Here is a 24887-nt window from a genome sequence, read left to right as displayed (position 1 = left end):
CCAGCCAGACCGCCTGGAGGCCCATCATGCTTCGAATCCGCGATGCCAGCGTCACCTTTCCAGCCTCGGACGGCCAGGACGTGCACGCGCTTGATCACGTCTCGCTCGACATCGCACCCGATTCCATCGTTGTCGCGGTTGGTGCCTCCGGATGCGGCAAGTCGACATTGCTCAACGCGATCGCCGGCTTCCTGCCGCTCACCGAAGGCACGATCACACTGGACGGAAAAGAGATTGTCGCGCCCGGCGGCGACCGTGGCGTCGTCTTCCAGAAGGATACCTTGCTGCCCTGGGCCAACGTGCTGGACAATGTCGCTCTCGGCCTGAAATACCGGGGCGTGCGGCGCAGCGAACGCCGCGAGCGCTCAAGGCGTCTGCTGGAACTGGTCGGCCTCGCCGATTTCGCCGAAAAGCCGCCCTACGAACTGTCCGGCGGCATGCGCCAGCGCGTCGGTATCGCGCGGGCGCTGGCCACCGATCCAAAAATCCTGCTGATGGACGAGCCGTTCGGCGCCCTCGACAGCCTGACGCGCGAGACGATGCAGCAGCTTCTGGCCTCGGTCTTGGCCATGACCGGCAAGCAGATCCTGTTCATTACCCATTCCATCGAGGAAGCCCTCACGCTCGGCACCACCATCGTTGTGATGTCGCCCAGGCCAGGCCGCATCGTTGCCCGGTTCGACGCCGACTTCGTTCGCGATTTCGCTGAGAGCGGCGACATCGGGCCGATCCAGTCCCACCCGCGTTTCATCGAACTGCGGCAGGAAATTCGCTCGCTCATCCACCAGCCGGAAGCCGCCCGCACAGGAACCTTGCAATGACGCTTGCCGCCAATTCCCCGACCTCATTCCAGCCTTCAACGACCCAGCGCAGGCCGTCCGCTCAGCCGCGCCGGTCCGCGTCGACAAGCACGCTCGGCATCAGCCTGGTCACGCTGGCGTCGCTGATTGCCTTGTGGTTCTTGGCCACGCGCTTCGGCTGGGCGTCACCGCTGTTCCTGCCGTCGCCGGCCGAAGTGCTGACCCAGTTCAGCGCCGTCGCGGCCGACGGCTATGCCAACGGCACGCTGCTCGACCACACGCTGGCAAGTCTTGGCCGCATCGCCGCGGCTCTCGGCGTCGGCATTTTCCTGGGCATTCCGCTCGGCCTGCTTATGGGGCTCAACCGCTGGGTCAAGGGTATCTTCAGCGTGCCGATCGATCTCTACTGGGGGCTGCCGCCGCTGGCCTACCTGCCGCTGCTGATCATCTGGCTGGGCATCGGCGAGACCTCCAAGATCGTGCTCCTGTCGCTGTCCACCTTTGCCCCGATCTGCTTTGCCGCACAGGCCGGTGTCCGCTCCGTGCCGATTGAACGGATCAATGCCGCACTGTCGCTTGGCGCCAGCCGCCTGCAATTGTTCACCAGCATCATCCTGCCGTCCGCATTGCCGGAAATCATGACCGGCCTGAAGATTGCCATTGGCGCCGGGTTGTCGACGCTGGTCGCCGCCGAGCTGATCGCCGCCCAGTCGGGCCTCGGCTACATGATCATGTCGGCAGCCAATTTCCTCGCCACCGACGTCGTCTTCGTCGGCCTCATCGTCATCGCTGTCCTCGCCTTCGCCTTTACCAGCGGCATGCGCTGGCTCGAGCACCGTCTCATCCCCTGGAAAGGCAAGCTCTGACGCTTGCCTGTTCCACACATTCGCATCGTTGAAGGAACAATCCGATGTCCAGCAACCCGCTCGATCTCTACTGGTACCTGCCGACCCATGGCGATGGACCGTATCTCGGCACCAACGAACGGCACCGCCCGGCAACCTTCGGATACCTCAAGGAGATCGCCCAGGTCGCCGACCGGCTTGGCTTCAAGGGCGTGCTCCTGCCCACCGGCACGCAGTGCGAAGACGCCTGGATCGTGGCGGCCGGGCTGATCCCGCTCACCGAACGGCTGAAGTTCCTCGTGGCCCTTCGGCCGGGCAGCGGAACACCGGCGCTGTTTGCGCGTCATGCAGCCACTCTGGACCGCATCTCCGGCGGCCGTGTCCTGCTCAATGTCGTCACCGGTGCGGATCCGGCCGACCTCGCCGGCGACGGCAACAAGCTCAGTCATGACGAGCGCTATGCGCAGACCGACGAATTCCTGACCATCTGGCGTCGCATCCTTTCGGGCGAGCCGGCGGATTTCGAGGGCAAGTACCTTTCCGCCCACGGCACCGACATTTCCTTCCCGCCGGTCCAGCAGCCCCATCCGCCACTCTGGTTCGGCGGCTCATCCGACGCCGGCATCGCGATCGCCGCCAAGCATGTGGACGCCTATCTGAGCTGGGGCGAACCGGTGGACCAGCTTGCCGAGAAGATCGACCGCGTCAGGCAAGCAGCGGCTGCGCAAGGCCGCACGATCCGCTTTGGCCTTCGCATTCATCTGATCGTACGCGAAACGGAGGATGAGGCCTGGGCGGCCGCAGACCGGCTGATCAGCCACGTCACCGACGACCTGATCGCCGAAGCCCAGAATGGATTTGTCCACATCTCGGAATCCGTCGGGCAAAAGCGCATGTCGGCGCTGCATCAGGGCCGGCGCGACAAACTGGTTGTCGGTCCAAATCTGTGGGCGGGACCTGGGCTGGTGCGTGGCGGCGCGGGAACGGCGCTGGTTGGCAATCCCGACAATGTGGCCGCGCGCATACGCGAGTATCAGGAGATCGGCATCGAAACGATCATCGCGTCCGGCTACCCGCATCTGGAAGAGGCGTTCAACGTCGCCGAACTGCTTTTCCCCAAACTCGGCCTGAGTGGCGAAGCCGCACCCCAGGAGCGCAGCTGGGACGTCGAGTTCGGACGCGGCGCACGCCCCAAGGTCGCCGCGTCCGCTTCGTGACGGAAGGGGAAGCAATTCAATGGGCTGATCGTTGCCCGATGAGGCGAGCTCCATACCGCTGGCCGAACATGGCGGCCATGTCGTCCAGCCTGAGGAACGGGCGAAATGGGAAGAGGGCGCGCGTGGTGTCTGGACGGATTTCGCCGGCATTGTCGGCGGAGCCGACAAGATCCTGCAATCCGGAAGATCGCGTAGCGCTTCCAACACTCCATAAGGCGGGTTTGGACCAGATCCGTACCCACCATCTTCATGAAAGGTATTTCGATGACTACGCTGTTCGATCCTATCAACGTCGGTGACCTCAGCCTTGCCAATCGCGTCGTCCTGGCGCCGCTGACGCGCAACCGTTCGCCGAATGCCGTGCCGCGAGACCTGGCCGTCACCTATTACGCACAGCGCGCCACGGCAGGGCTGCTGATCACGGAAGCGACGGCGATCACGCATCAGGGGCAGGGCTATGCCGATGTGCCCGGCCTCTACGCGCCTGAGCAGCTTGCGGGCTGGCGCAAAGTGACGGACGCCGTCCATACGGCAGGCGGAAAGATCGTGGTGCAGCTCTGGCATGTCGGCCGCATCTCCCACAATTCGCTGCAGCCCGGCGGCGGCAAACCGGTCGCGCCGTCGGCGATTCGCGCCAAATCCAAGACCTACCTGATCGATCCGGAAGGCAGCGGCTTTTTTGCTGAAACGTCTGAGCCGCGCGCGCTCGAAAGGAGCGAACTGCCTGGCATCGTCGAGGACTTTCGGCACGCCGCGAAATCGGCGGTAGAAGATGCCGGCTTCGACGGTGTCGAGATTCACGGCGCCAACGGTTATCTGCTCGACCAGTTTTTGCGCTCCGGAAGCAATCACCGCACTGACGACTATGGCGGATCGATCGAGAACCGCGCGCGCTTCCCGTTCGAGGTGATCGACGCCGTCGTCGCGCAAGTCGGCGCGAGCAGAACCGGCATCCGTCTTTCACCGGTCACGCCCGGCAACGATGCATTCGATCCTGATCCGCAGCCACTGTTCGATCATGTCGTGAGGCGGCTTGCCGCCTATGGGCTAGCCTATGTCCACGTCATAGAAGGCGCGACAGGCGGAGCGCGGGATTTTCAGCAAGGCGACAGGCCGTTCGACTATGCATCGTTCAAGGCCGCCTATCGCGACGCTGGCGGCAAAGGCGCCTGGCTGGTCAACAATGGTTATGACGCGAAGCTTGCCGAGGCAGCAATCGCACAGGGGCGGGCTGACCTGGTGGCCTTCGGCAAACTCTTCCTTGCCAATCCGGATCTCGTCCGCAGGCTCCGCGAAGGAGCCGATCTGAACACACCGGATAAATCCACCTTCTATGGCGGAGGTGCCAAGGGCTATATCGACTATCCGGCATTGGCGTGAATGCGATCGCACCGGCGCCGAGGGCAGGGTGCCTGCGCCTGCTGTCAAAGCGGAATCTTGAGCGCCTGTCGCTACTCCGTCCGGCCGAGCCGGAATGGCAGAAGCATCAAATCCGCTGATGTCCGCAATAGGCTCGATCGCGTCGTCCGTCGCCGGTTGGCAACGGCCGCAAAGGGTCCGAAAGCTGGGAACGGCCGCTTCGCGCAAAAGTATTCTCCCGTGCGCCGACTTTCCGAATTGGCTTAACTTCCAAATCTGTGGCTTTGCCTGCATTCCGGACTGCGGAAGTCCGACCACTCGCCCAAGGGCATGTCATGGCGTTTCGACTCTTTGTTCCAATCCTTGCCGGTGCAACGCTGCGCGAGCGGCTGCTCGCCTGCATCGGGGCCATGATCGGGATCGCATTCACCGGCGTGATCAGTGCGCTGGCGAACGGGTCTGGCCCCCATGTCGCACTGCTGGTTGCTCCAATGGGAGCATCGGCCGTGCTGCTCTTTGCCGTGCCTTCAAGCCCGCTGGCGCAGCCTTGGTCGATTATCGGTGGCAATACGATTTCGGCACTGGTCGGCGTGATCGTGGCGCATTTCGTGCATGAACCCGTCCTTGCCACCGGCATTGCGGTGGCGCTGGCCATCGCCGCTATGTCATTCACGCGCTGCCTGCATCCGCCGGGCGGCGCCGCCGCCTTGACCGCGGTGTTCGGCGGACCGGCCGTCTTCAACTCCGGCTTGCTGTTTCCCTTCGTTCCGGTGGCGCTGAACTCGATCGTGCTGGTCGCACTCGGCTACGGCATCCACAAACTTTCGCGGCGCAACTATCCGCATGTGGCGGCCCCTGCCCTTAAAAGCACGCATGGAACCATCGATCCGCCGGCGCGGGAGCGGGTCGGCTTCCGGCCCGAGGATATCGATGCCGCGCTCGGCGCGCTGGAGGAAACCTTCGACATCGACCGCAACGATCTCGAGCGGCTGCTGCGACAGGTCGAGTTGCAGGCGATGGTGCGTTCGCACCGAACCTTGCTGTGCGAGGACATCATGTCGCGCGATGTGATTTCGGTCGATGAACATGCGCCTGCCGACCAGGCGCGTCATTTGCTGCTCGATCACAACATCCGGACGCTGCCGGTGACCGACGCCGAGGGCGGGCTGCTCGGTGTAGTTGGCCTGCGCGAGCTGACGAAGGCGACCGACACGGTGAGGGCCGTGATGTCGAAGGCTTGCACCGCCTCTCCCGACACGCCGGCGATGCGCCTGCTTCCCGTGCTCACCGACGGCCGCAGCCATGCCGTGGTCATCGGCGATGCCGAGCGACGCATTCTTGGGCTGATCACTCAGACCGACCTGCTGACGGCGGCAGCGCGCGTGCACATGGCAGACACAACGCTGGCAGCGGCATAAAATAGTGATCCGGATTTGCTCAATCCGGGAACCCGATGGGGCGCCTATGAATATAGCGATAGCGGCAGCAAGTCCGGCCTTCCGCCTAAGACGATCCCTTTTTACGAGTAGATCGAACTTCTGAAACGCGACCGCGCTCTCAACCGCTACCGCGATTACTCAGGGTGATATAGTTCCGGTCCGCGAACTCCCATACCGGCCCGCGGCCTTCGCGCTGCACCAAGAGGCCGGACAGATGGCAGCATCCGACAACGTGCCGACCGCAAAAACCGCTTGCGTCTTCAGGGGCGTCCGACATCTATTGTCGCCAATTGTCGAAATCGGCGTAGCCTACGACGCCTCGGGCGTCTACTATACCAAGGCCGCTGGTTTGATCCACAATGAGTGCCTTTGTTGTCGCACCTTGGTGACGTAACCAGGCGATAGCGGCACTCGCTACTGATATGCCAAGCCAAGGACGCAGCGTGTCCGCTGAGGGTGGATATTGTTGAAAAGTCCGACGCACCGCAAAGTCGGCACCGACAACAGAATCCCAATCCGTCGAGGGTGGTGAGGGCGACTTAACATGCTTGGTGTGATCACAACCGATGGTCGGTCCAGTCGTCTTTGCTCATCATCCCTGCCACGCTTAGCACGCCCAAACTTTCAGCATTCCGATCGACCTAAAGCCGAGGTCAATATGCTTTGCCGGCGCCCCTGGCGATCGATCCGGCACAGCTAGCCATCTTTGATCGAGGCTCTCCTGGCGGGCCCAGTGGGCCTCGCGCCGTGTCATCGCGGCGGAAAAGGATGTCGCAGGGCGGGACCTACGCCTTCGCAATGGATGGCAAGATGGTTGCCCCCGGTGCTGCGGCGTGTCCACAAAATCCTGGCTCTCGCTGGCAGTGACCGACTTATATCTCTGGTGAAGGACTAGACGGGAGCCTATTCCCGGCGAACTCGGCGATATTGCAGCTTGTTCGCCATTTCGTTGCGAGATAGATAGGAAGAGGCTGGAAGACAGTGCCCCAGTTTGGTTCCTAAACCGTGGAAATAAGGCAGTTAAAATACTTTGTCGGTGTAGTGGAAGCAGGCAGTTTCACGAAGGCAGCTGCGCTCCTCCACATCGCTCAAAGCGCCCTTAGCCTGCATGTGCGTCAACTGGAGGAGAGTTTCGGCACTCAGCTACTGATACGCGACAGAACCGGCGTTAGCGCAACCGCGTCCGGAGCCAAACTGCTCGAGCGGGCGCGGGGGATTCTCAAGGAAATTCAACTCACCGAGGCGGAGCTGACCAACACGGCGGCAGCTCCTTCCGGAGAGGTGACCCTTGGCATTCCGTCCGGGGCCGCTCGCGTCCTCAGCGGTCCGCTGCTTGAATCGGTAAGAAACGAACTGCCGAGGGTCTCCCTCAAGATGATCGAGGGTATGACGGGACCGCTGGAGGAGTGGATGGCTGCCGGACGCTTCAATCTGCGGTTCTCTACCGCACCGCGGACAGTGTGGGGGAGATGACGGTCCTGGCACGCGAAGAGTTTTGTCTGGTGGTGCCGCCGGGTGAACCGCCGTTTGAGGACTCGATATCTCTTGCGGAACTGTATGCATTTCCCCTGGCGGTTCCCATGCGGAATAATAATGTCAGGCGTTCAGTGGCTGATGTCATTGCACAGCACGGTTGCATGCTGGACGTCAGGTTTGAAGTGGATTCCCTCTCGACGATCATCAATTTGGTCATGGAGGGAAAGGCGTACTCTATTCTTACGCCGTCGGCCATTCAGAAAGAAGCCTCTCAGGGGCTGGTCCGAATGGTTAAGATCGTCGATCCGGTGATTACCCGTTCAGTCGTGCTTGCCGTAAATCCGAAAGATGAGCGTTCTCCGGCCGTCTCCGCGATCCGCAAGCTCATCCCTAAGGTCGCAAGGACATTGATTGAGAGCCGGCGATGGTCAGCCACGGCTCCGGACCGGGCTTAGGCACATCCTTCAACTTCCAAGGGCTACCGTCAATTCGACTAACGGCGCGCCGCCTGGGCGGCCTTGGCGACGTGAGAAGGTGCGATGACCACAGGTGCGAATTCGCCGATGAAGGCAGCGTGGCGTCGATCGTGGCCAGATCGTCGACGGCTACCATGGCTTTTCAAATCTCGACCCCAAGCTGTTGGCGCATCGCTTCTAGATTGAATGCCTGCGATAGTAGCTCAGGCGGTCGCCTTTTGCGGCTGGCTGAACGTATTTTCCGGGCGCGGCAGACCAAAATGGTCCCTCAGCGTTGCCCCCTCATAGTCGCGCCGGAAAAGTCCGCGCCTGCGCAAGATCGGCACCACCTCGTCGGCGAATACGTCGAACCCGCCCTGTAGATAGGGTGGCATGACATTGAAACCGTCCGCGGCGCCGTTGTCGAACCATTCCTGGATGTTGTCGGCGATCTGTTCCGGCGTCCCGGCCTGGACCCAATGCCCACGCGCGCCGGCGAGACGGTGGAGCAACTGCCGGATGGTTGGATTCTCGCGCTCAATGATGTCGAGTACGACGTGGAAGCGGCTGCTCGCACCCCGCTCGCCCTCGACACTGATGAGCTCGCGCGGAAATGGTCCGTCCAGATCGTAGCCGGAAAGGTCGGCGTCGACGATGCGGCGCAGCTGGTCAAGAGAATATTCCGGCTGCGTCAGTTCGTTGAACTCGTCATGCAGCGCGCGGGCTTCAGCCTCGGTTGAACCGATAAACGGGCTGATGCCGGGCAAGACCTTGACGTGGTCAGGGTTGCGGCCAACCGACTTCACGCGCGCTTTGATGTCAGCATAAAATTCCTGCGCGTTGCCGAGTGTCTGATGGGCTGTGAATATCGCCTCGGCATAGCGGCTTGCGAATGACCGTCCGTCTTCCGACGAACCCGCCTGGACGTAGACTGGACGCCCCTGCGGCGATCGTGGAAGCGTGAGCGGGCCCTTCACCCGATGATATTTGCCGATGTGGTTGATTGGGTGGATTTTGTCGGTGTCGGCGAAGATTCCAGACTCCCGGTCGGAGACGAGCGCGTCATCCTCCCAGCTGTCCCAGAGCTTCGTCACCACATCAACGAACTCGCCGGCGCGCTCGTAACGGTCGGCGTGGGTTGGATGTCGGTCAAAGCCGAAATTCAACGCCGCGGACGCATCGCCCGTGGTGACGATGTTCCAACCGGCGCGCCCGCCGCTCAGATGATCGACAGAAGCAAACAGCCGGGCCAGGTTGTAGGGTTCGTTGTAGGTGGTCGAGGCGGTCGCGATGAAGCCGATGCTCTCCGTCACGGCCGCGAGTGCCGAAATCCATGTCAGCGGCTCCAGCCGGAAGCGGCTTGCATAGCGGATGTTGTCGGCGAGCGCGGGCCCATCGGCAAAGAACAGCGCGTCGAATTTGCTCGCCTCGGCCTTTTTCGCCAGTTCCTGATAATAGGCGATGTCCAGCACTCTCTCAGGCGCGGAATCCTTGTAGCGCCAGCCGGCTTCATGATGGCCGCCAGGATAGATGAAAAGGTTGAGGTTCAACTGTCGTGATTTGATTGGCATATGGTCCTCCTGGGGGTGACTCTGAGCGACAAGTCTTCGGCCGCTCAGACCGGCAGCACAGGCTTTGTCTCGACGCCGAGATGACGCAGAAGTTCGGAGCGGATCTCGCCGAACCGGCGATGGCCATGATCGCGTGGCCTGGGGACATCAATGACGATGTCGGCGGCGATCGCGCCATTGTCGAGCACCAAAACCCGGTCCGCCAGCGTCACGGCTTCGTCCACGTCATGGGTGACCAGCAGGACGGCCGGCTGGTGCCGGGCGCAAAGCTGGCGCAGCAGATCGTGCATGCGCAGGCGGGTCAGCGCGTCGAGCGCGCCGAACGGCTCGTCCGCCAGCAGCAGGTCAGGATCACGAACTAGCGACCGCGCCAAGGCCACGCGCTGCTGCTCGCCACCAGAGAGTTCGACCGGCCATGCGGTCTCGCGGCCGCTCAAGCCAACCTCTTCGAGAGCTACCTGGCCGCGTTCGGCGGCGTCCGGTAGGTCGAGACCAAGAACCACATTCTCCAGCACGCGTTTCCACGGCAACAGTCGGGCATCCTGGAATACCACCGATTTCTTATCGGGTGTTTCGATCCGGCCGGAGCCGGAGACCTTGTCATCGAGATCGGCGAGAGCGCGCAACAATGTACTCTTGCCCGACCCGCTACGGCCGAGAAGGGCAACGAACTCGCCCTTCTCGATGTCGAGACTGAGGCCGTCGAGGATGGTTCGCGGCCCGAAACTCCTTACGAGGCTCTCGACCCGCACCACGGGCGCGCCGCTCAATCCGCCAAGGTGCGACGCCATGACAGCGACCTTTCCTGGAAGAAGCGGACGATGCCGTCGCAGCCGAGACCGAGCAACGCGTAGACGACAAGACCGACGATGACGATGTCAGTCTGGCCGTAGTTGCGCGCGAGATCGATCATGTAGCCGATGCCGCTGGTGGCGTTGACCTGCTCGACCACCACCAGAGACAGCCAGGCATAGGTCACCGCCAAACGCAGACCAAGGAAGAAGCCGGGAAGGGCGCCCGGCAGGATGACCTCGCGGATGAATTCGCCGTAGCCCATTCGCAAGGTCTGGGCCAGTTCGACATAACGGCTGTCTATGCTGCGCAAGCTGCTGTGGGTCTGGATATAGATCGGGATCAGGACGGCCAGCGCGATGGCCGTCACCTTCATGCCCTCGCCGATGCCGAACCACAGCATCAGCAGCGGGATCAGAGCGAGCGTTGGTATCGCCCGCTTGATCTGAACAGGGCCGTCGATGATGGCTTCCCCAACCCGCGACAACCCTGAAATGAGAGCAAGCACGGTTCCGATCAGGATGCCGAACACCAGACCCTGTGCTGCCCGCCAGGCAGACGTCATCAAGTGATCCTGAAGCTTGCCTTCGGCGATGAGATCGATGGCAGTGCCGACAACCGACCAAGGCGCCGGCAGCGTTCTTGGATCGATCAGGCCGGCGACACTGCCGAGGGACCAGATCACGAGAAGAAGTGCGGGCCCGATCAGCGCGCCAAGCGGGATCGCTCGCCCAAGCGCCAGGCGACGCCTCCCGGTCTTGCGGGGCTTAGCAGCAGGCGGAACCAACCCCCTTTCATCCGATGCGTAGGGAATAGGGAGTGCAACTGCGGCGGTATGTGAGATTGCGTTCATCTGCGTCGTCTCCAGTCTGGCAAGCAGGCGTCAGGACGCGTTCAGCGCATTTGAGGCGATCGTCTCGAAGCGCCTGTCGAAAAGATCCTCGGCCTTGATCGGGGGCTTGTTCAGTTCGCTAGCCAGGAGATCGATCGTTGCTTGCTGGCGCGCGATCACATCGTTCCAGTCGGACGGGATGTCGAACTGGCCGTCGGCGTCGACGAGATACTGGCCATCTTCGGTGTTTAGGCCCTGGGTGGCGACGTAGTAGCCCTCGATCCACTCTTTCGGATGCTCCTCCACCCAGCGGGCCGCAAGTGCCCAGTAGCGAACATATTCGCCGAGCGCGGCAGCTTTGGCCGGGTCGTCAAGCACGGCCTGTGGGGCATAGAGATGGGCTGGATCATCGCGCAAGCCGTGCGGGATAGTGGTAGCGCCGTCGGCACCATACTGGTGCAGATAGTGCTTGACGAGGACGCCCCAGATCGGCGCGACGTCGACTTGCTTGCTGGCGAGCGCCACCGGATAGGCGTCGCCTTTGCTGGGCAGTTCGATGAGATTGACGTCCTCCTTTTTCAGGCCAGCGGCCTGCAGGACCCGCAGCACCAGCGCGCCTTGCGCCTGACCGGGGCTGAAAGCGATCCGTTTGCCGCGCAAATCCGCGAGCGTCTTGACCTCGACGCCCGGCGCAATGCCGAGTTGATAAATCGGGTGCGCAACCGGTTCCTTGCGGAACTTCGCGGCAATGATCTTGACCTTGAGCCCCGTCCAGGTCGCGTGGATAGGCGGAATGTCGGCGACGGATCCGACGTCCAATGCATTGGCGCGAAAAGCTTCGATTGTTTGTGGACCGCCGCTGATATTGGCCCATTCGACCTTGAAGGGTAGTTGATCGATCAGACCCGAGAGTTCCATTGCCCTTTGCGTCTCGGGATCGCCGATACGAAGCACAGTGCCCTCCGGGATCTTGGCCGGCAGTTTACCCGCGTCCGGACTGCCCGCCTGGGCACTGAAAGCGGAGGAAAAAACGACCAAGGTTGCCGCCAAAGCGGTCACGAAGGCGCCAAACCTCCTTCTCGAAAATCTCTCCACAGCCAACATCATCGTCTTGCTCCAATTTTGGAAATGGCTCCTACTTTCGCTGTTCAGTATGTCTATCAATTATGTAGACGATAAAGTATCGGATGCTGTTCTTTGCCACCCAAGGGAAACGCTGTTCGCCTCCAATGCTCATTTGGGGCAAGTGTCCCTCAAATGAGGCGGGTTGGGTCACCGCAGCGCAGGCGGCGTTCCTGGCCGATGCCAACAATCGCGTTCGAAGCCGGCTCGGGCTGGCACGCAGCACGGCGGCAGAAGCGACCTACGAGCCGTCCGTTTGCAATACAGGAGCCGGCCGACGTGAACCGCGACATCGTATCCGAGCGATCGGAGCGCCCTGCTCGTCCGCCCGTTCCTTGGGGGATAGCGATCCGAGAGTCCCCATCCCCCGATCTCACCCAACGCACTGGAAGCTTTCCGTATGATGGGCGCCGTCTTGTTGAGCATCTCATCCGGGCGAGGAAGGCCAGGTGACCCACCAGCGGGTCACTTTCCCGACAGCGGCGTCCGAATCCATCCGATTGTACGCAGGGTCTCGAGGGGATTATCGTGGGCCCTGATCCGAGGCCATTTTGAGCGCGTCGAGCAGTTCTTGCTCTCAGTCGCCGGCAAGACGGTGCTTTCGCGCGGAGGCGCGCCTGTTGATGGTCATTTCGTTTCCTATGAAAAAGGCCGGAGAGGATGGGCTGGTGCGTGGATAATCAGCGCTGGCGTCTTGCCGATTGCGCCAACCGGCGCGCACTCTCGCCGCCATGGTGGCGGAGCATGTTGAATTGGCCTTGTTTGAGCAGTCGCTCGCCAATATCGAGGGCCTCAATCGACCGTTTGGTGATCGTGTGGCTGACGCTGCGGAAAAAACCGCAGGGTCGGTTCTGTTCGATGTTCGCGTCGACGGCGATAGCTGCGTTCAGCGGATGGCCGCGATTGGATATGGCGTAACCGGCACAGCGATAATCGTGGCGGAGAAGAACGGACAACTTAGATGCGCTTCGATAAACGGAGATACCGCCCTCTTGGTGGCAGAATTGGCTGCCTGGACTGCGTCTCCGCTGCGTGTGCAAGCGAGGCTTGACCCCCGCGCAACGGCCAGCATCCTGCTAGCGAAGCTTCGTGGCTCAGGTCACTTCGGCCGTCTCTAGCCGGCTCATCGCTGCTCGGACCCGGCGGCCAAATTCCTCCTCGGCTCAAATAGGACGCGTATAAACCACGGTGAAACCCAGCCTATGGCGAGCACATCACTGCTGATCCGGTGCCGGGTACCCTCCGCTCTCTACTTGGAAGGTTGCAATCAAACCATGATTCTAGCGTCAAAAATGGGTTAGGTCGCATAGCTTCGTATCCGCGTGAGGATCGTCTCCTCGATCTCGCTATCGAGAGGCTTACTCGCCAAATGCCGCGCGTGCTGCCCGGATCGGTCGATAAGGCTGTTGCCTCGACCGCCATGAACGCCGAGCGCTGGCAGGCTGGAATCGCATTTATGCAGTCGGGAACCCGGAGGCTGGGGGAGCATTGTCTATGCCAGCGCTTTGGTGCGTACCAACCAGGCGGTGCTTAGCGGGTACGCCGAGGCCGCCGTCAAGGCGAAGAAAGATCAGAGCTGCACGATCACCGTAAAAGCGCCGGCGGGGTAGTGTAGACCGCTGGAACCTAGTCCGGGAAATAATGGGGCGGCGATTAATGTTGGTGAACGGATCGAGGCTGGCACGCCGCATCGCGGATCGGCGCTGTTCAAACACTCAAACGTCTCTGCGTCTCGCTCGCCTCACTCAAAATCCAGTCGCGAAACCTCTTAACCTTCGCAATACGCGCTTTTTCGGTGGGGGCGATGGCATAATACCCATCTTTGGTAGGCACGGAATTGTCGATCGCGACGACTATTTTTCCTGACGCCAGGGCGTCGTTTGCGGAAACGTCGCGTACTACTGCGAGACCTTGACCCGTGCCGGCAGCCTGAATCAGCAATGTGTCGTCGGGATAACTTGGTCCTTTCATGGTGCCTTTGGGCAGCCTCACACCTAAGGCGGCGAACCAGGTTGACCAGTCTGTCCGTATCCGGTCATGCAGGAGTGGATAGCGAAGGCAATCCGCCGGTGTCGTCAGAGGGCCATGCATCAAAAGATCGGGGCTTGCGACGACAATGAGCCGTGGTGAGAAAAGGCGAACCGCATCCAGTCCCGACCACTTCCCGGCGCCATAGCGAACGCCTACGTCGATCGCTTCGGCCTTGAGGTCGACGGGCTGTTCGGTGATCTCAATACGAACCTCTATTGTCGGATGCAGTTTTGAGAAACGCCCGATCCTTGACGTAAGCCAGCAGGCAGCGAAGGTGGGGGTAGTCGTCACGATCAACGTTTCCGGTCCCGGTCGCCTGTCGGCAAACAACGAAATCGCATCGTCAATTTGCTGGAAGCCGGGAGCGAGGTTGCCATACAGAAGCAGCCCCTCTCGTGTCAGCTTGATCTCGCGGTTCCCGCGGTCAAACAGGCGAACGCCGAGTTGAAGTTCCAATAGCTTTATCTGCTGGCTTACCGCTCCTGGCGTCACGCCCAGGTCTTTTGCAGCGCCTTTTACGCTGCCGTTTCGCCCGACCTCGACAAAGGCGCGCAGAGCAGGGAGAGAAACTGGCATCGGCATAAGTTCAATTTAGCCAGTCTAAATCGACACGCAACAGAAATCAGTTGTCGAGATTCTCACGACGATCTACAGGGCGGGTTTGTCGAGGTCGGGGGCTTACCTCTAATGCATTCGGAAACAGCGCAGGGCGTCGATCCACTCCAGAAAGAGCATTCACTTCCGTTGGAATCGGCGCATCACGGCCTGCTCAAAACGATTGTCCTGACTGTAATATTCGCTGGTTTCATCGGGATCACATACGGGTTCTCGATGGATCTGTTCTCGATCCTGATACCCGACATGATGAAGAGCATCGGCTTCAACTATGTCGAGACCGGCGCGGTAGCTGGGATTGCGCGCTTCGGCTTTCTGCTGGCAAGCCTGCTTGTCGGTCTCCTCGCCCCCACTATCGGCTACGGCCGGACCATTGTCGGCTCCGTCCTGCTTTCGCTCTGCGCTCAGATCGGAATGGGCGTCTCGCACTCGGTCGGGATGCTGTACGTTCTGGCGTTTGTCCTCGGCGTCTGTTCGTCCGCAGTCTACGTCCCGATGGTTGCCGTAGTGACAAAATCCATACCGTTTCAGCATCGGGCCAAGGTGTTCGGAATCATTTCCAGCGGGCAGAGCTATGCCGACTTCGCGAGCGGCCTGCTCGTAGCCTCGCTGCTTCCCATAATTGGATGGCGGAACATCTGGGTTTTCATAGCGGTCCTCGGCGTGGCCATCACCGCGTTCTCCATCCTCTATCTGTTTCGCCACGGCATCATAGAAATGCCGGTCGAGTTGCAGGCCAATATCCCGGATTCTGATCGTTCCGGTGTCAAGAAGCGCCTGCGCGTCATCAGCAACCCGCAATCCATGATGATCTGGCTAATCATGCTCGCAAGCGGGCTCAGCACCTATCCATTCCAAACGTACATATCGCCCTTTGTCCGTGATGAACTGGGCTTCTCGGTCAACCTCGCCGGGGGCATGTGGTCGGCAATCGGGTTTGTCGGCATGTGGGGCGGCTTCGCAATGGGCTTCATTGCCGACCGCGCCGGCATCCGGACAGCGCTCACGATCTGCTTCCTCGCTATGTTGGTGTCTTCGCTGCTGGTGTTCTTCCACCTCAATGCGACCAGCCTAATGGCCGCAGCCGCCCTATATGGGCTGGCCTATTTCTCGATGTACGGCCTTTTCCCAGCCTACATCAGCAAGTCCTTCGATCCCGCCGCGTCGACAACCGTCTTTGGCGTCGGAAATGTCCTTCTCGGCCTCTCAAGTACTCTGGGAGGATTCTTTGGTGGCTTCGCAAAATCCGTCTTCGGAACGTTCCATCCTGTCTATCTGTCGGTGTCTGTTGTGAGCCTCGGTCTCGTATTGCTGACCCTCTTCTTAAAACGCGAAGGGGTCAACTCGAATGCAGCCGGAACCCCGTCCCCGGTGACCGCTGCTTAGAACCTGACTCTTTTCAAGGCGGCGAAAAAGCCGCTCGCACCGGAACGTGATTGGCCCCGAACTCCTCGGCAAGATGGTCCTGCCGCAAACGCGCGACCGGCTCCGCCTGACCTAGAAACGATCCATGCGGCAAGTGTGAGCGATGCGGATGGAGGGTGTGTCCTTCGCAAACATGTTTTACCGACAACTCGGCGGCTTGGCTGTCGATGCTCGTCAAGGCGGGCTGATCGGATCGCGCCCGCAGCCTATTGTTCTTCTCCAGCGCTGACCATAGAATCCGGTGGATCGCCCGCCTCCGCCTGGAACCATTTGAGCGCGATCGTTTAACGATGGCTGATGCCCCAGATATGGCCGGTCGGGCTTCAATGACGGGGAAGGTGAAGGATTGACTGATAGGGTTTGCGGGCCGAGCTTGTCGGCCGCTCAATCGAAAGCGTCATTTGAGGCGCTTCCTCTCCCCCATGCAACTGGAAGACACGCTCGTCCAGTTCCTTGTCTACTTCCGTGAGACGATGATTGAGGCGAAGATAGTCCGTCCAGGTCGGCGTGCGGAACGTTTCTGTCCATTGCATAGGCTTCTGAAGGTTGCGCTGGAGCGTCCAGTTCCGAGCGCCGACGCGGCTGTGGACATGACGCCGCTGCCGCATGAGGTCGAGGAAGGCCTCGAGATTTCTCTCGGCTATCAGATATTCGACCTTGACCACGATCGGGCCGCTTCTCGGCTTCAAATTGAGAGCGACAGCTGGGGCGTCGAATTCCTCCAAAGGATCGGGCTCGGACTCGCGGCGCTCGCGCAGAGGAAACAGAACGCCGGCTGCAGCAACCAGCAGCAGGGCTCCAGCGGAGCATTCCAGCGCCAAGGTCAGGGAATGGTTCTGGGAAACCGTGCCCCATACCCAGCTACCGGCCGCGATGCCGCCATCTATCAAGGCATAGTAGATCGAAATCGTGCGTCCCACGACCCAGCGCGGGCTCGCCAGCTGCACGCTCACGCCAACCCCGGACCAGGCGGTGACCCAGCCCGCGCCGCCCAGAGCAAGCGCAATTGCCGCCACCGCAATGGAAGAGGTCAACGCAAGGGAAAGGGAGCATGCCGCGCAGGCGACGCAGGAGAGCCTCATCAGCCGTTCCTGCGACAAGCTACGCCTGAATGTGCTGTTGGAGAGGCCGGCGAAGACGGCGCCCGTTCCGAAGCCGGCCATGAGCGTGCCATAGGCGAGCGGCCCTCCGCCCAATTGATCGCGGACAACCAGCGGCAGCAGTGCGAGAATGGCGATGCTCGCCAGGCCAAAGAGGGTCCCGCGCGCGATCGCCGCCTTGATTTCCGACGACATCGCCGTGAAGCGCAACCCGTCATAGATGGCAGTCCTCATCGACTCGCGTGGAAGGGATGAAGAGCGAACCTTCCACTTGCAGCGCCATATGGTGCCCAAGGGTACCAAATAGGTGAGGGTGGTCACGGTGAAAGCTGCCAGAAGGCCAAAAGAGGCAACCACGATGCCGCCGAGTGCCGGGCCCACCGTCCGGACAGTGTTGAAGCCGACGGAGAGCAGGGTGACGGCCGCGGGAACATCGCGTCGATCCACGATATCGCCGACAGACGCTTGCCAGGCGGGATCGTTGAGAGCACCGCCGCATGCGATCAAGAAGCTGAAGCCGAGGATCATCCACGGACTGACAAAGCCCAACGCCACAAAAGCGGTTAGCATCGCAGAGGCTATAACCATCAGGCTCCGGCCGGCGAACATGACCCGGCGCCGGCTGAAATTGTCGGCGAGGGCGCCGGCGAAGACGGACAAGATGAAAGCGGGCAGGTTCGATGAAGCCTGCACCAGCGCAACCATCAGATCGGAAGTCGAGATCGTCGCCATCAGCCAGCTGATGGCAACAGTCTGCATAAGCCAGCCGAGACTCGACACCTGCGTGGCGAGCCAGATCGAACGAAAGGTCGGCTGCATGAGGGGCGCAAACGTCGTTGGTGCAGCCAAATCTTCATTTGATCCAGCCACCCTAGTCATTTTTTGCGAGCCTTTGCTTTCCGGATATTGGCAGCGGTGTCTCGCATGTAATCTCGACTGAACCGTGGCGGCTGGCAGAATTGAGAGAAACTTGCGCGGCCGACGCGACCCAAGGCCCGCTTGCAGCCGCGGCGCTTCTTCGGGCATTGGTTCACTCGCTATGTCGTCGAACCTTTGTACGCGGGAAGGGCCGGTCGTTGCTGCGCGCGATGATTTCTTCGAGCGACCTTGACTTGTTTCTATGTCTCTGGCCAAAAAAGATAGTACGGCCTCTACATCGGCGATAAGGAGCCAAAGGGCATCGTCGGTTGAGCGATTATCGCGCTTCGCGTTAAAACAGGGAAGAGCGATGACCAATTCGGAAAAATCCCCAAGCGGCATAGCCTACCCTGACGACCTCGCGTTGCTGAAGCGGGTCTATGATCGGATCTGCCAAGAAAAAGGAATCCGCGCAGGTTCTGCTGAAGCGGAGCAACTGGCCGCGCGAGCTATGGATCTATTTGGTATGGGCATTTTCGAAGAAGAGGCTCTTTACAAGAACCTGGCATAGGCAGCTAATCGTTGTGGGCCCAAAGAGGGGAATGGTTGGGAACACGGGAGGAAATCATTGATGGACTACGAACTCGGTATTCGCAATCAAGATGACGATCAGCCTTACGAGCTTACCTCCTTCGCCAAAAAGCATGGCCTGACTCTCCCGATCGCGGATGCCGTACTGTTCGCAAAAGGGCCCTCTCGAATGGCGTGTGACACCGCTGCTTTGGCTTTCCTCTGCGCCGTCGCCACATATGCCAGGAAACAATCGGCGCGCTAGTTTTCGTCGAGAAAATCCAAGTAGCGAAGCGCGGCGCAAGTCCGGTTTCCCTGGCAGGTGTCTGATACGGCCGATCAGGCTGCCTTCACCCATTGTGTGGCCGGCACATCATGCCCTTCGGTACCAAGCCGGGGCTGTCCCATACGTGCTTCCAAAGCCGACCCGGCATCTCCCGTTCAAATTGATTGAGGCGCTGCCGACATAACGGTCGGTTTCGGCGCTCCGACATAAGCGCAAAAGCCGGCTGAACTCGCGTTGGACGCCAAGCAGATCGTAGATCGTATCAACGATCGGGGAGATCATCTCGCCAGCCGGCGGGAAGCCGCCAAAGAAGCAGAGATGGGATCTAACCAGAGTTTTGCGGCCGAGAGACGCGTAAGCAGACCCGGGCCGGTTCATCTTGCCTTCAACCACGTCATCCAGGGTGCATAGTTGCGGGAGCCCGGATTCTCGCTTGTCGTTCCACTCATCATGCTTCATCAAAGGGGCACTTTGCTGAGCGATGCCTTTTCGTGAGACGCGACCATGTTCTTTCGTTGGAAACTCACTCACCAGCGGCGTTGGATGCGCTGAGTATGTCTTGGGGAGAGTGAGGGCATTGCAGATCTTCGACAGGATTGACTCGCTGATTGACGCAGAAGATTTCGGGGCCGCGATCGAAGAGACGCGCGCCCTGCTGCTTCAGCTTGAACAAAGGTCTGACGCGCTCACACATGCGATCGACAACTTTCTGCTCGATCTGATGACGCTGGCTTTCATTGTTGAATGTTACGAACGCGGCTTTGAACTTTTGGCGCGAACGCTTGCCCGTAGAAGACTGGCAAAGGTCAGGCTTCTCTCGGGAGGGGTCGACTCCGCTTTTGGGAAATGACACCCAAAGCCTGATGGCTGAAGCGGCGGTCGCCCCGCGTTGCGCACAGTGACGAAGGTAATGGTACCGCCAAAAAATAGGCGATTGTATATTTCACGCACCCAAGCGTAAATCCGATCGGCCGGCAAACTGGAAAGCGTACGTTTCTCACGCAATGCCAAATCGAATCCTGACAAGCGAATTCTTGGGTCCGGAAGATTTGGCCCTCTGCCAGCGAGTGTTCCAGCAGATAATCGCCGATGCCCATGTAGACCGCACGTCGATAGATGCCGAACTGGTAGCGTCAGCGGTGTTGGGCCTTTTCCAGCGGATGCCTGTCAGTGAAGCGGAACTGCTAGAGGCAATGCGCTCGCGTAGCGCGGACTTCATAAAACTGGTTGGCTGACAATTAAGCCTCCCGATTAATCGTACAGCGCTATGGCTTGGTGTTACGTTGAGTAGGGCCGTCGGCAAACTTTTCCCCCACAAGCTATCGTGGTTCGCACGCGTGACGGCCTGCGCTTTTGCAAGCTGGAGAGGCGGGGCTCCATCCCCGTGTGGAAGGGAGAATAAGCAATGACTACCATTTTGCTTCGGGCGAAGTTTGTTGAAGTCTGTGCCTTATATGCGAGTGCGGTTCGGACGTGTGGAAAGCGTCTGTGCACACGTTCGGTCTTGGCCTAAACAGATGTCGTTCAATTTCTAGGGTCAGTCTCGTAAACTGACCTTGCCGGTGGTTCTTGATTTTAGGGGTGTGGGATAATGCAGGCGGCGATTCTTACTGTCTCTGACCTGCTCCCCTGGAAAGTCCTCGCTTTGAGGTTAGCCTGTTCTCTGGAAGAGGAGACGGGCAATGAAACGATCCAGGTTCACGGACGAACAGATCATTGGCATCCTGAAGGAGCATCAGGCGGGGCTGTCCGCGTCTGAGCTGTGCCGCAAGCATGGCATCTCGGATGCGACGTTCTACACATGGCGCAAGAAGTATGGGGGCATGGAGGTGTCGGAAGCCAAACGGCTGAAGGCGCTTGAGGAAGAGAACGCGAAGCTGAAGAAGCTTCTGGCGGAGTCGATGATGGACGTGTCGACGCTCCGCGAGATGCTCGGAAAAAACTTCTGACGCCCGGCTCGAGGAGGAACGCCGTGAGCTGGGCCATGGAAGAGAAGGGCTATTCCCAGCGCCGCGCATGCGGCCTGGTGGGCATTGATCCGCGTGTCTACCGTTATCGGTCGACGCGGCCGGACGATGGCGAATTGCGTGGAAGGCTGAAGGAATTGGCGTCACAACGCCGACGCTTCGGCTATCGTCGCCTGCACATGCTGCTGAGGCGCGAGGGCGTCGAGGTCAACTGGAAGAAGCTTTACCGCCTCTACCGCGAGGAACGGCTCGCCGTTCGCAAGCGTGGCGGCCGCAAGCGGGCTTTGGGAACGCGAGCGCCGATGGCGATTCCGCAGCACCCGAACCAGCGTTGGAGCCTCGACTTTGTCTCCGACACGCTGGCCGATGGCCGCCGCTTCCGCATCCTGTGCGTCATCGACGACTTCAGCCGGGAATGCCTGGCCACAGTGGTTGACAACTCGCTGTCAGGCGAACGCGTGGTGCGGGAGTTGGATGCGATCGCCGAATGGCGCGGCTATCCACTGATGGTGGTCAGCGACAACGGAACCGAACTCACCTCGAACGCCATGCTCAAATGGCAGCAGGATCGCGGCGTCGAGTGGCATTACATCGCGCCAGGCAAGCCGATGCAGAATGGCTTCGTGGAATCATTCAACGGGCGCCTGAGGGACGAGTGCCTCAACGAGCATCTGTTCCGCAGCTATCGTCACGCCCGCGACGTCATCGAGGAATGGAGGATCGACTACAATCTGAACCGACCGCATACGAGCCTCGACGGGCTCACCCCAAACGAGTTTGCAACCCGGTCCAGATCGGACCACAACGTGAACAGGGCTAACTTATAGGCGCGGACAAAACGGGGAGCAGGTCATCTCAGCCGCGCTTACGGTCGCGGCCATAGTCGCAATCGTAACGCTCTCGTTTAGAGATGCCGAAGCCTACTTCAAACTGTTTAAGGTGCTTGCGGTTTGTTTGGCTGGATGCGCCGTAGGCTACCTAGGCTACGCGCTTGGGTCGCTCGACGGTGGCAAAAGTGCGATAGAGCAAATTAAATCTGGCGCGTCCGTCGATGCCATCAATACAGGAATGCCAAGCTGGCCACTTGGCGTCATGGGTGGAATCTTCGCCATCCTCGCGACGCTTACTTGGTTCCCCGACTACCTAGGCGTTAAGGGGAAAGGCGAAGGCGACAAAAAGGTGAATTAGGAGCGCTACAGGAACCATTTAAGACCGTACACCGTGGCGGCAAAGTAAGGGTTCTGGTAACCGCACGGCCAAGTCACAAGCCACGTCACTTCGGCCTATCCTCCGCCTTTCTCCGCCTTCTCCCGCTTAGCCTTCGCCACCTTCCGCAGCGCCTCATTCAAAGGCTCTTCGGATTCGGACGCGCCAATCTTGCGCGCCAGCTCGCGGAATTTCTCAACCTGACCTGAGACCCTGAACTCCTCCGGCTTGAGGGAGAGTCCTGAGTTTTGTTTCTGGCCTCATGCGGCCTGTTTTTCCAGCGTGGATTTCATTGCGAACTCGGCCGGCGTCATGTTGCCGATGGATGAGTGTGGTCTGTGGTGGTTGTAATCCTCCTTCCATGAGGTGATGGCGCTGCGGGCCTCGCATTACCGTGACGCCGCTTGGAGCCGTCTCCCGCGTCTCGATCATGCTCTCGACGATTTCGAGGTGAGGGGAGCGCTTGCGGTCGTCAGCGCCGAGGTGGAGGCAGGCTAGCAACCGACATCGATCGCGGCGACGAAGGCAAGATCACTTGAACGTAGGGCGACTCCGATCGGGCAGATGAGGGGATCGCCGCCCATCAATGCACTGCCGGCTTGGACAAGGGCAGCTGCGTGAGGATCTTGTTAATGACCTTGCGGAGCTGCCGCCAGGTGGAGAGGTTTCGTTCGTCCACCCGCTCCTCAATGGCCGTCAGCATCCAACCGACGCAGGCAATGTCGTCCACCGCCCTATAGGTATCAGACCGCTTGATGCAGGCCGCGATGCGCGGGCGAGCATCGCCACTGTCCTTCGGGATGCTGGCGACCAGGGTCTGCGCTTCCTGATAGGCGAGCGCGATACGCTGCCGATCCTCGGGACCGCTTTGCAGGATCATGCCGCAAGTCCACATGAGGGTGTTCGATAATTCCTCGGACTCATCCCTCATTTCACATCGGATTCCCATGAAAGGTCCCAAAGTACCGAGAAGGGCAAGGGGCGAGCTCGAACTGCCGGGCCATGCCGCGCCCCATCGCGTTCTTTCCCATTGTCTCGATCAAAACCCTCGTTGCACAACTGGGCCGATTACCTGAACAACGCCGCTCCTGGCAAAGGCAGCTGGTTTCGGTTGGATGGGTCAAAGTGATCGACAGATTATCACTATGCAGCTTGCCGATCACGGCCATGAGGCCGACTTGCTTGAAGCGAGCAGCCGGTGTTTCCCTCTTCGAGGGGTTTCGCCAGGATTTGGTTGGCTGCCATGGTCAAACGCTCGTTCAAACCGCATAGAACGCCCCCTTGAACTTCGGATCCGCACAGGTAGCGGAGCTTGCTGGGCGTCTGTTGTAATCGCGTTTTTCCGATATGATCTCGTCGTCTGCTCTGAGGGACCGCAAACGGGCGCCCCCTTCATGCGCAAGCAGGATGCGTCCTCAGACCTCGCCGGGGTCGCGATATCCACGACGGCGTTTCGAGCGTTCGAGCCGCGTCGAGGCGGACAGCGCATCCTCCCCGCTGTCGAATGTCTCCACCATCGACTGGCCGTTCGTGCCGATCCGGCCCCAGTTGCGGATCACGGAGGCGCCGCCAAACAGGGTCGGATGGATCGCGAGCGAATAGAACCGGCGCATGTTCTGCGACGGATCGATGCGATGTAGATGAACCGGACCTGTCTCCTCCTTCTCCATGGCCGGATTCTCGCTTCCTTTGGAAGCGGCGTCCAACGACTTTCATGAATCGGTCCGTCGCCATGGATTCATCATCTTGATGGATCCGTGGCACCAGCGTCAGCGCTTACGCTCTTACCGCCATTCACGGATGATGCGTTCCATGATCGCTTTGAGCATCCGTTCGCTTCTTCTTCAGCGGCGGCTGGATACAACCATACCGCTTCGGAGAATTGGCGGCCGCATGCGGACCGGCAAGTGGACCCGGACAATCCGTTGTTCCGCAATGTCGGCACCAATGTCCTGAAAAGCCGGCTGCATCACATCCCGATGTGGCACGCCCCACTATGCCGATCTTCTCGAGTCCGGAGCCGCGCGCTCGTGAGGCTTGCGGCTATACGGAGCACGAATTCTTGCCGTTTCGCGCTTTCTTTGGAATGTCATTCCTCGCCAAGGCTTTGAAATAAGATCAAACAGGCAAAATCGTTCGGCGGTTTCCTCCCATTCCGCCGGACGGTGTTCCCTCTGAAGGTTTTAACCTTCCTTTGGCCGGGCCGCATTCGAGCCCGGCCATTTTTGTTCCGGGGGCTCCTTGTTCAGCGCTGAGCGATGTTGGAACGCGTTTTCCCTGGGGGTAATCATTCGGAACCAAGACGGTTCGCATTCGCCGCAGATGTGCACTTTCGATGCCGTCCTGACAACCAAACCTGAGAAGACGCCCAAAGCGACGGTGCTCCCAAATCCTGGGCCCTCGATGACAATTCGATTCGCGTCTCGCTGAAAGCCAACGGAAAAACCGCCACAATCGCCATTGGCGCGGTCAACAGGCCGCTCTTCGCCACCTACCGCACGGCTAAATTAGATGACCTCTATGCCGATTGGCAGTCGAAGCAGGAGAGCTAAACCGCAAAAGAAAAAGGCCCGTTGATGGGATCGGCAATTGGCGCGATTTCATCATACGCCCAGGTGCGGGGATATTTGGGTGTTTCGACGTCAGCGTATGAGCAAGCCTGCCATATCATGGGGCAGGAGATCGCCGCGGTGGTGATCGCCTGCATTCCGCAGGGGCACAGCACATCAATTCCCCGGGCGGCTATCTGCGCGTGCTGAGCAAGAAGGCTAGTGCAGGGGAGTTTTCGGCCGGGTCGATTGCTGATGGCGGCCTTGCGAGCGAACGCGTGACAGCAAAAATGACAGGTAGCCGTTGGCGGATCGGTTCGGGCTGACGAGGGCTTGTATGGCGCATCATGTGAGGCTATATACTGCCTCACA

21 protein-coding genes and 4 pseudogenes are annotated in these 24887 nt (G+C 60.2%); 15 read left to right on the top strand and 10 right to left on the bottom strand.

What is annotated here, in order from left to right; genetic code table 11:
- The first annotated feature begins 26 nt into the window (after positions 1 to 26).
- The 7 genes and pseudogenes from JQK88_RS20415 (at position 27) to JQK88_RS20385 (ending at position 7591) form a co-directional block, all read left to right on the top strand.
- Positions 27 to 821, top strand: a complete 795-nt coding sequence (locus tag JQK88_RS20415) for a taurine ABC transporter ATP-binding protein (RefSeq protein ID WP_203279258.1) — start codon at positions 27 to 29, stop codon at positions 819 to 821.
- Complete coding sequence (locus tag JQK88_RS20410) at positions 818 to 1666, top strand: ABC transporter permease subunit (protein ID WP_203279257.1); 849 nt, start codon at positions 818 to 820, stop codon at positions 1664 to 1666. The genes JQK88_RS20415 and JQK88_RS20410 overlap by 4 nt, the downstream gene beginning before the upstream one ends.
- 44 nt (positions 1667 to 1710) lie before the next feature.
- Positions 1711 to 2862 (top strand): FMNH2-dependent alkanesulfonate monooxygenase, encoded by a 1152-nt coding sequence (gene ssuD, locus JQK88_RS20405; RefSeq protein WP_203279256.1) that lies wholly within the window; start codon positions 1711 to 1713, stop codon positions 2860 to 2862.
- 31 nt (positions 2863 to 2893) lie between these two features.
- Complete coding sequence (locus JQK88_RS20400; RefSeq protein WP_203279255.1) at positions 2894 to 3076, top strand: hypothetical protein; 183 nt, start codon at positions 2894 to 2896, stop codon at positions 3074 to 3076.
- A gap of 50 nt (positions 3077 to 3126) precedes the next feature.
- Positions 3127 to 4242: an alkene reductase gene (locus JQK88_RS20395; RefSeq protein WP_203279254.1), complete on the top strand. Its 1116-nt coding sequence runs from the start codon at positions 3127 to 3129 to the stop codon at positions 4240 to 4242.
- 314 nt (positions 4243 to 4556) lie between these two features.
- Entirely contained in the window at positions 4557 to 5639 is a 1083-nt protein-coding gene (locus JQK88_RS20390) for an HPP family protein (protein ID WP_203279253.1), read from the top strand.
- 1026 nt (positions 5640 to 6665) lie between these two features.
- Positions 6666 to 7591, top strand: a pseudogene (locus tag JQK88_RS20385) (LysR family transcriptional regulator).
- A 224-nt stretch (positions 7592 to 7815) separates the two neighbouring features.
- Here the strand turns inward: JQK88_RS20385 and JQK88_RS20380 are convergent.
- From JQK88_RS20380 to JQK88_RS20365, 4 genes are read right to left on the bottom strand one after another with little or no spacing between them, the layout of a single operon-like run.
- Complete coding sequence (locus JQK88_RS20380; protein WP_203279252.1) at positions 7816 to 9162, bottom strand: LLM class flavin-dependent oxidoreductase; 1347 nt, start codon at positions 9160 to 9162, stop codon at positions 7816 to 7818.
- Between the two features lie 44 nt (positions 9163 to 9206).
- Complete coding sequence (locus tag JQK88_RS20375; protein ID WP_203279251.1) at positions 9207 to 9953, bottom strand: ABC transporter ATP-binding protein; 747 nt, start codon at positions 9951 to 9953, stop codon at positions 9207 to 9209.
- Positions 9929 to 10807, bottom strand: a complete 879-nt coding sequence (locus tag JQK88_RS20370) for an ABC transporter permease (RefSeq protein ID WP_203279250.1) — start codon at positions 10805 to 10807, stop codon at positions 9929 to 9931. The genes JQK88_RS20375 and JQK88_RS20370 overlap by 25 nt, the downstream gene beginning before the upstream one ends.
- A 30-nt stretch (positions 10808 to 10837) precedes the next feature.
- The gene (locus tag JQK88_RS20365; RefSeq protein ID WP_203279309.1) at positions 10838 to 11890 is read right to left on the bottom strand and encodes an ABC transporter substrate-binding protein; all 1053 of its coding nucleotides are present in this window, start codon (positions 11888 to 11890) and stop codon (positions 10838 to 10840) included.
- 749 nt (positions 11891 to 12639) lie between these two features.
- Between JQK88_RS20365 and JQK88_RS37495 the strand changes: the two genes are divergently transcribed.
- Together JQK88_RS37495 and JQK88_RS37490 are read left to right on the top strand one after the other, a co-directional pair.
- Complete coding sequence (locus tag JQK88_RS37495; protein WP_376740437.1) at positions 12640 to 13026, top strand: hypothetical protein; 387 nt, start codon at positions 12640 to 12642, stop codon at positions 13024 to 13026.
- 390 nt (positions 13027 to 13416) lie between these two features.
- The gene (locus JQK88_RS37490; RefSeq protein ID WP_376740436.1) at positions 13417 to 13518 is read left to right on the top strand and encodes a hypothetical protein; all 102 of its coding nucleotides are present in this window, start codon (positions 13417 to 13419) and stop codon (positions 13516 to 13518) included.
- A gap of 97 nt (positions 13519 to 13615) precedes the next feature.
- Here JQK88_RS37490 and JQK88_RS20355 read toward each other — a convergent pair whose 3' ends face one another.
- Entirely contained in the window at positions 13616 to 14515 is a 900-nt protein-coding gene (locus JQK88_RS20355) for a LysR substrate-binding domain-containing protein (protein WP_203279248.1), read from the bottom strand.
- A gap of 111 nt (positions 14516 to 14626) precedes the next feature.
- Here JQK88_RS20355 and JQK88_RS20350 point away from each other — a divergent pair, with 111 nt between their 5' ends.
- A complete protein-coding gene (locus tag JQK88_RS20350) occupies positions 14627 to 15940 on the top strand; it encodes an MFS transporter (RefSeq protein WP_203279247.1) in 1314 nt (437 codons plus the stop codon).
- Between the two features lie 25 nt (positions 15941 to 15965).
- On the opposite strand, the pseudogene JQK88_RS37485 reads toward JQK88_RS20350, so the two are convergent.
- Positions 15966 to 16052 (bottom strand): annotated as a pseudogene (locus JQK88_RS37485) (GntR family transcriptional regulator); the annotation flags it as partial.
- A gap of 250 nt (positions 16053 to 16302) precedes the next feature.
- On the bottom strand, positions 16303 to 17958 hold the full coding sequence (locus JQK88_RS20345) for an MFS transporter (RefSeq protein ID WP_203279308.1): 1656 nt from the start codon (positions 17956 to 17958) through the stop codon (positions 16303 to 16305).
- Positions 17959 to 18307: 349 nt separating this feature from the next.
- Between JQK88_RS20345 and JQK88_RS20340 the strand changes: the two genes are divergently transcribed.
- The 4 genes from JQK88_RS20340 (at position 18308) to JQK88_RS20325 (ending at position 21587) form a co-directional block, all read left to right on the top strand.
- Positions 18308 to 18508: a hypothetical protein gene (locus JQK88_RS20340; RefSeq protein ID WP_203279246.1), complete on the top strand. Its 201-nt coding sequence runs from the start codon at positions 18308 to 18310 to the stop codon at positions 18506 to 18508.
- Between the two features lie 60 nt (positions 18509 to 18568).
- Complete coding sequence (locus JQK88_RS20335) at positions 18569 to 18772, top strand: hypothetical protein (RefSeq protein WP_203279245.1); 204 nt, start codon at positions 18569 to 18571, stop codon at positions 18770 to 18772.
- Positions 18773 to 19370: 598 nt separating this feature from the next.
- Positions 19371 to 19643 carry a hypothetical protein gene (locus tag JQK88_RS20330; protein ID WP_203279244.1) on the top strand — a complete coding sequence of 91 codons (273 nt, stop codon included), beginning with the start codon at positions 19371 to 19373 and terminating at the stop codon, positions 19641 to 19643.
- Between the two features lie 832 nt (positions 19644 to 20475).
- Positions 20476 to 21587, top strand: a protein-coding gene (locus JQK88_RS20325; RefSeq protein ID WP_192384594.1) for an IS3 family transposase whose coding sequence is annotated in 2 segments (ribosomal slippage) — positions 20476 to 20731 and positions 20731 to 21587 — 1113 coding nt in all. Because the reading frame shifts where the segments join, the coding sequence is not laid out codon by codon here.
- A 672-nt stretch (positions 21588 to 22259) separates the two neighbouring features.
- Here JQK88_RS20325 and JQK88_RS20320 read toward each other — a convergent pair.
- The 3 genes and pseudogenes from JQK88_RS20320 to JQK88_RS20310 form a co-directional block, all read right to left on the bottom strand.
- A pseudogene (locus JQK88_RS20320) lies at positions 22260 to 22349 on the bottom strand (integrase core domain-containing protein); the annotation flags it as partial.
- 200 nt (positions 22350 to 22549) lie between these two features.
- A complete protein-coding gene (locus tag JQK88_RS20315; protein WP_246749939.1) occupies positions 22550 to 22846 on the bottom strand; it encodes a hypothetical protein in 297 nt (98 codons plus the stop codon).
- A gap of 535 nt (positions 22847 to 23381) precedes the next feature.
- Positions 23382 to 23636 (bottom strand): WGR domain-containing protein, encoded by a 255-nt coding sequence (locus JQK88_RS20310; RefSeq protein ID WP_203279242.1) that lies wholly within the window; start codon positions 23634 to 23636, stop codon positions 23382 to 23384.
- 902 nt (positions 23637 to 24538) lie between these two features.
- Here JQK88_RS20310 and repC point away from each other — a divergent pair.
- Positions 24539 to 24841 (top strand): annotated as a pseudogene (gene repC, locus JQK88_RS20305) (replication initiation protein RepC); the annotation flags it as partial.
- Positions 24842 to 24887 lie beyond the last annotated feature (46 nt).

The organism is Mesorhizobium caraganae (assembly GCF_016836705.1).
GTDB classification, from domain to species: Bacteria; Pseudomonadota; Alphaproteobacteria; order Rhizobiales; family Rhizobiaceae; genus Mesorhizobium; species Mesorhizobium caraganae.
Note: the sequence above shows the minus strand (reverse complement) of the source record. Positions and strands in the feature narration are given on the sequence as shown.

Coding starts and splice junctions, on each gene's coding strand:
- JQK88_RS20415 (WP_203279258.1), top strand. CDS start 27: ATGCTTCGAATCCGCGATGCCAGCGTCACCTTTCCAGCCTCGGACGGC.
- JQK88_RS20410 (WP_203279257.1), top strand. CDS start 818: ATGACGCTTGCCGCCAATTCCCCGACCTCATTCCAGCCTTCAACGACC.
- ssuD (WP_203279256.1), top strand. CDS start 1,711: ATGTCCAGCAACCCGCTCGATCTCTACTGGTACCTGCCGACCCATGGC.
- JQK88_RS20395 (WP_203279254.1), top strand. CDS start 3,127: ATGACTACGCTGTTCGATCCTATCAACGTCGGTGACCTCAGCCTTGCC.
- JQK88_RS20390 (WP_203279253.1), top strand. CDS start 4,557: ATGGCGTTTCGACTCTTTGTTCCAATCCTTGCCGGTGCAACGCTGCGC.
- JQK88_RS20380 (WP_203279252.1), bottom strand. CDS start 9,162: ATGCCAATCAAATCACGACAGTTGAACCTCAACCTTTTCATCTATCCT.
- JQK88_RS20375 (WP_203279251.1), bottom strand. CDS start 9,953: ATGGCGTCGCACCTTGGCGGATTGAGCGGCGCGCCCGTGGTGCGGGTC.
- JQK88_RS20370 (WP_203279250.1), bottom strand. CDS start 10,807: ATGAACGCAATCTCACATACCGCCGCAGTTGCACTCCCTATTCCCTAC.
- JQK88_RS20365 (WP_203279309.1), bottom strand. CDS start 11,890: ATGTTGGCTGTGGAGAGATTTTCGAGAAGGAGGTTTGGCGCCTTCGTG.
- JQK88_RS37495 (WP_376740437.1), top strand. CDS start 12,640: ATGGTGGCGGAGCATGTTGAATTGGCCTTGTTTGAGCAGTCGCTCGCC.
- JQK88_RS20355 (WP_203279248.1), bottom strand. CDS start 14,515: ATGCCAGTTTCTCTCCCTGCTCTGCGCGCCTTTGTCGAGGTCGGGCGA.
- JQK88_RS20350 (WP_203279247.1), top strand. CDS start 14,627: ATGCATTCGGAAACAGCGCAGGGCGTCGATCCACTCCAGAAAGAGCAT.
- JQK88_RS20345 (WP_203279308.1), bottom strand. CDS start 17,958: ATGACTAGGGTGGCTGGATCAAATGAAGATTTGGCTGCACCAACGACG.
- JQK88_RS20340 (WP_203279246.1), top strand. CDS start 18,308: ATGACCAATTCGGAAAAATCCCCAAGCGGCATAGCCTACCCTGACGAC.
- JQK88_RS20335 (WP_203279245.1), top strand. CDS start 18,569: ATGGACTACGAACTCGGTATTCGCAATCAAGATGACGATCAGCCTTAC.
- JQK88_RS20315 (WP_246749939.1), bottom strand. CDS start 22,846: ATGATCCTGCAAAGCGGTCCCGAGGATCGGCAGCGTATCGCGCTCGCC.
- JQK88_RS20310 (WP_203279242.1), bottom strand. CDS start 23,636: ATGGAGAAGGAGGAGACAGGTCCGGTTCATCTACATCGCATCGATCCG.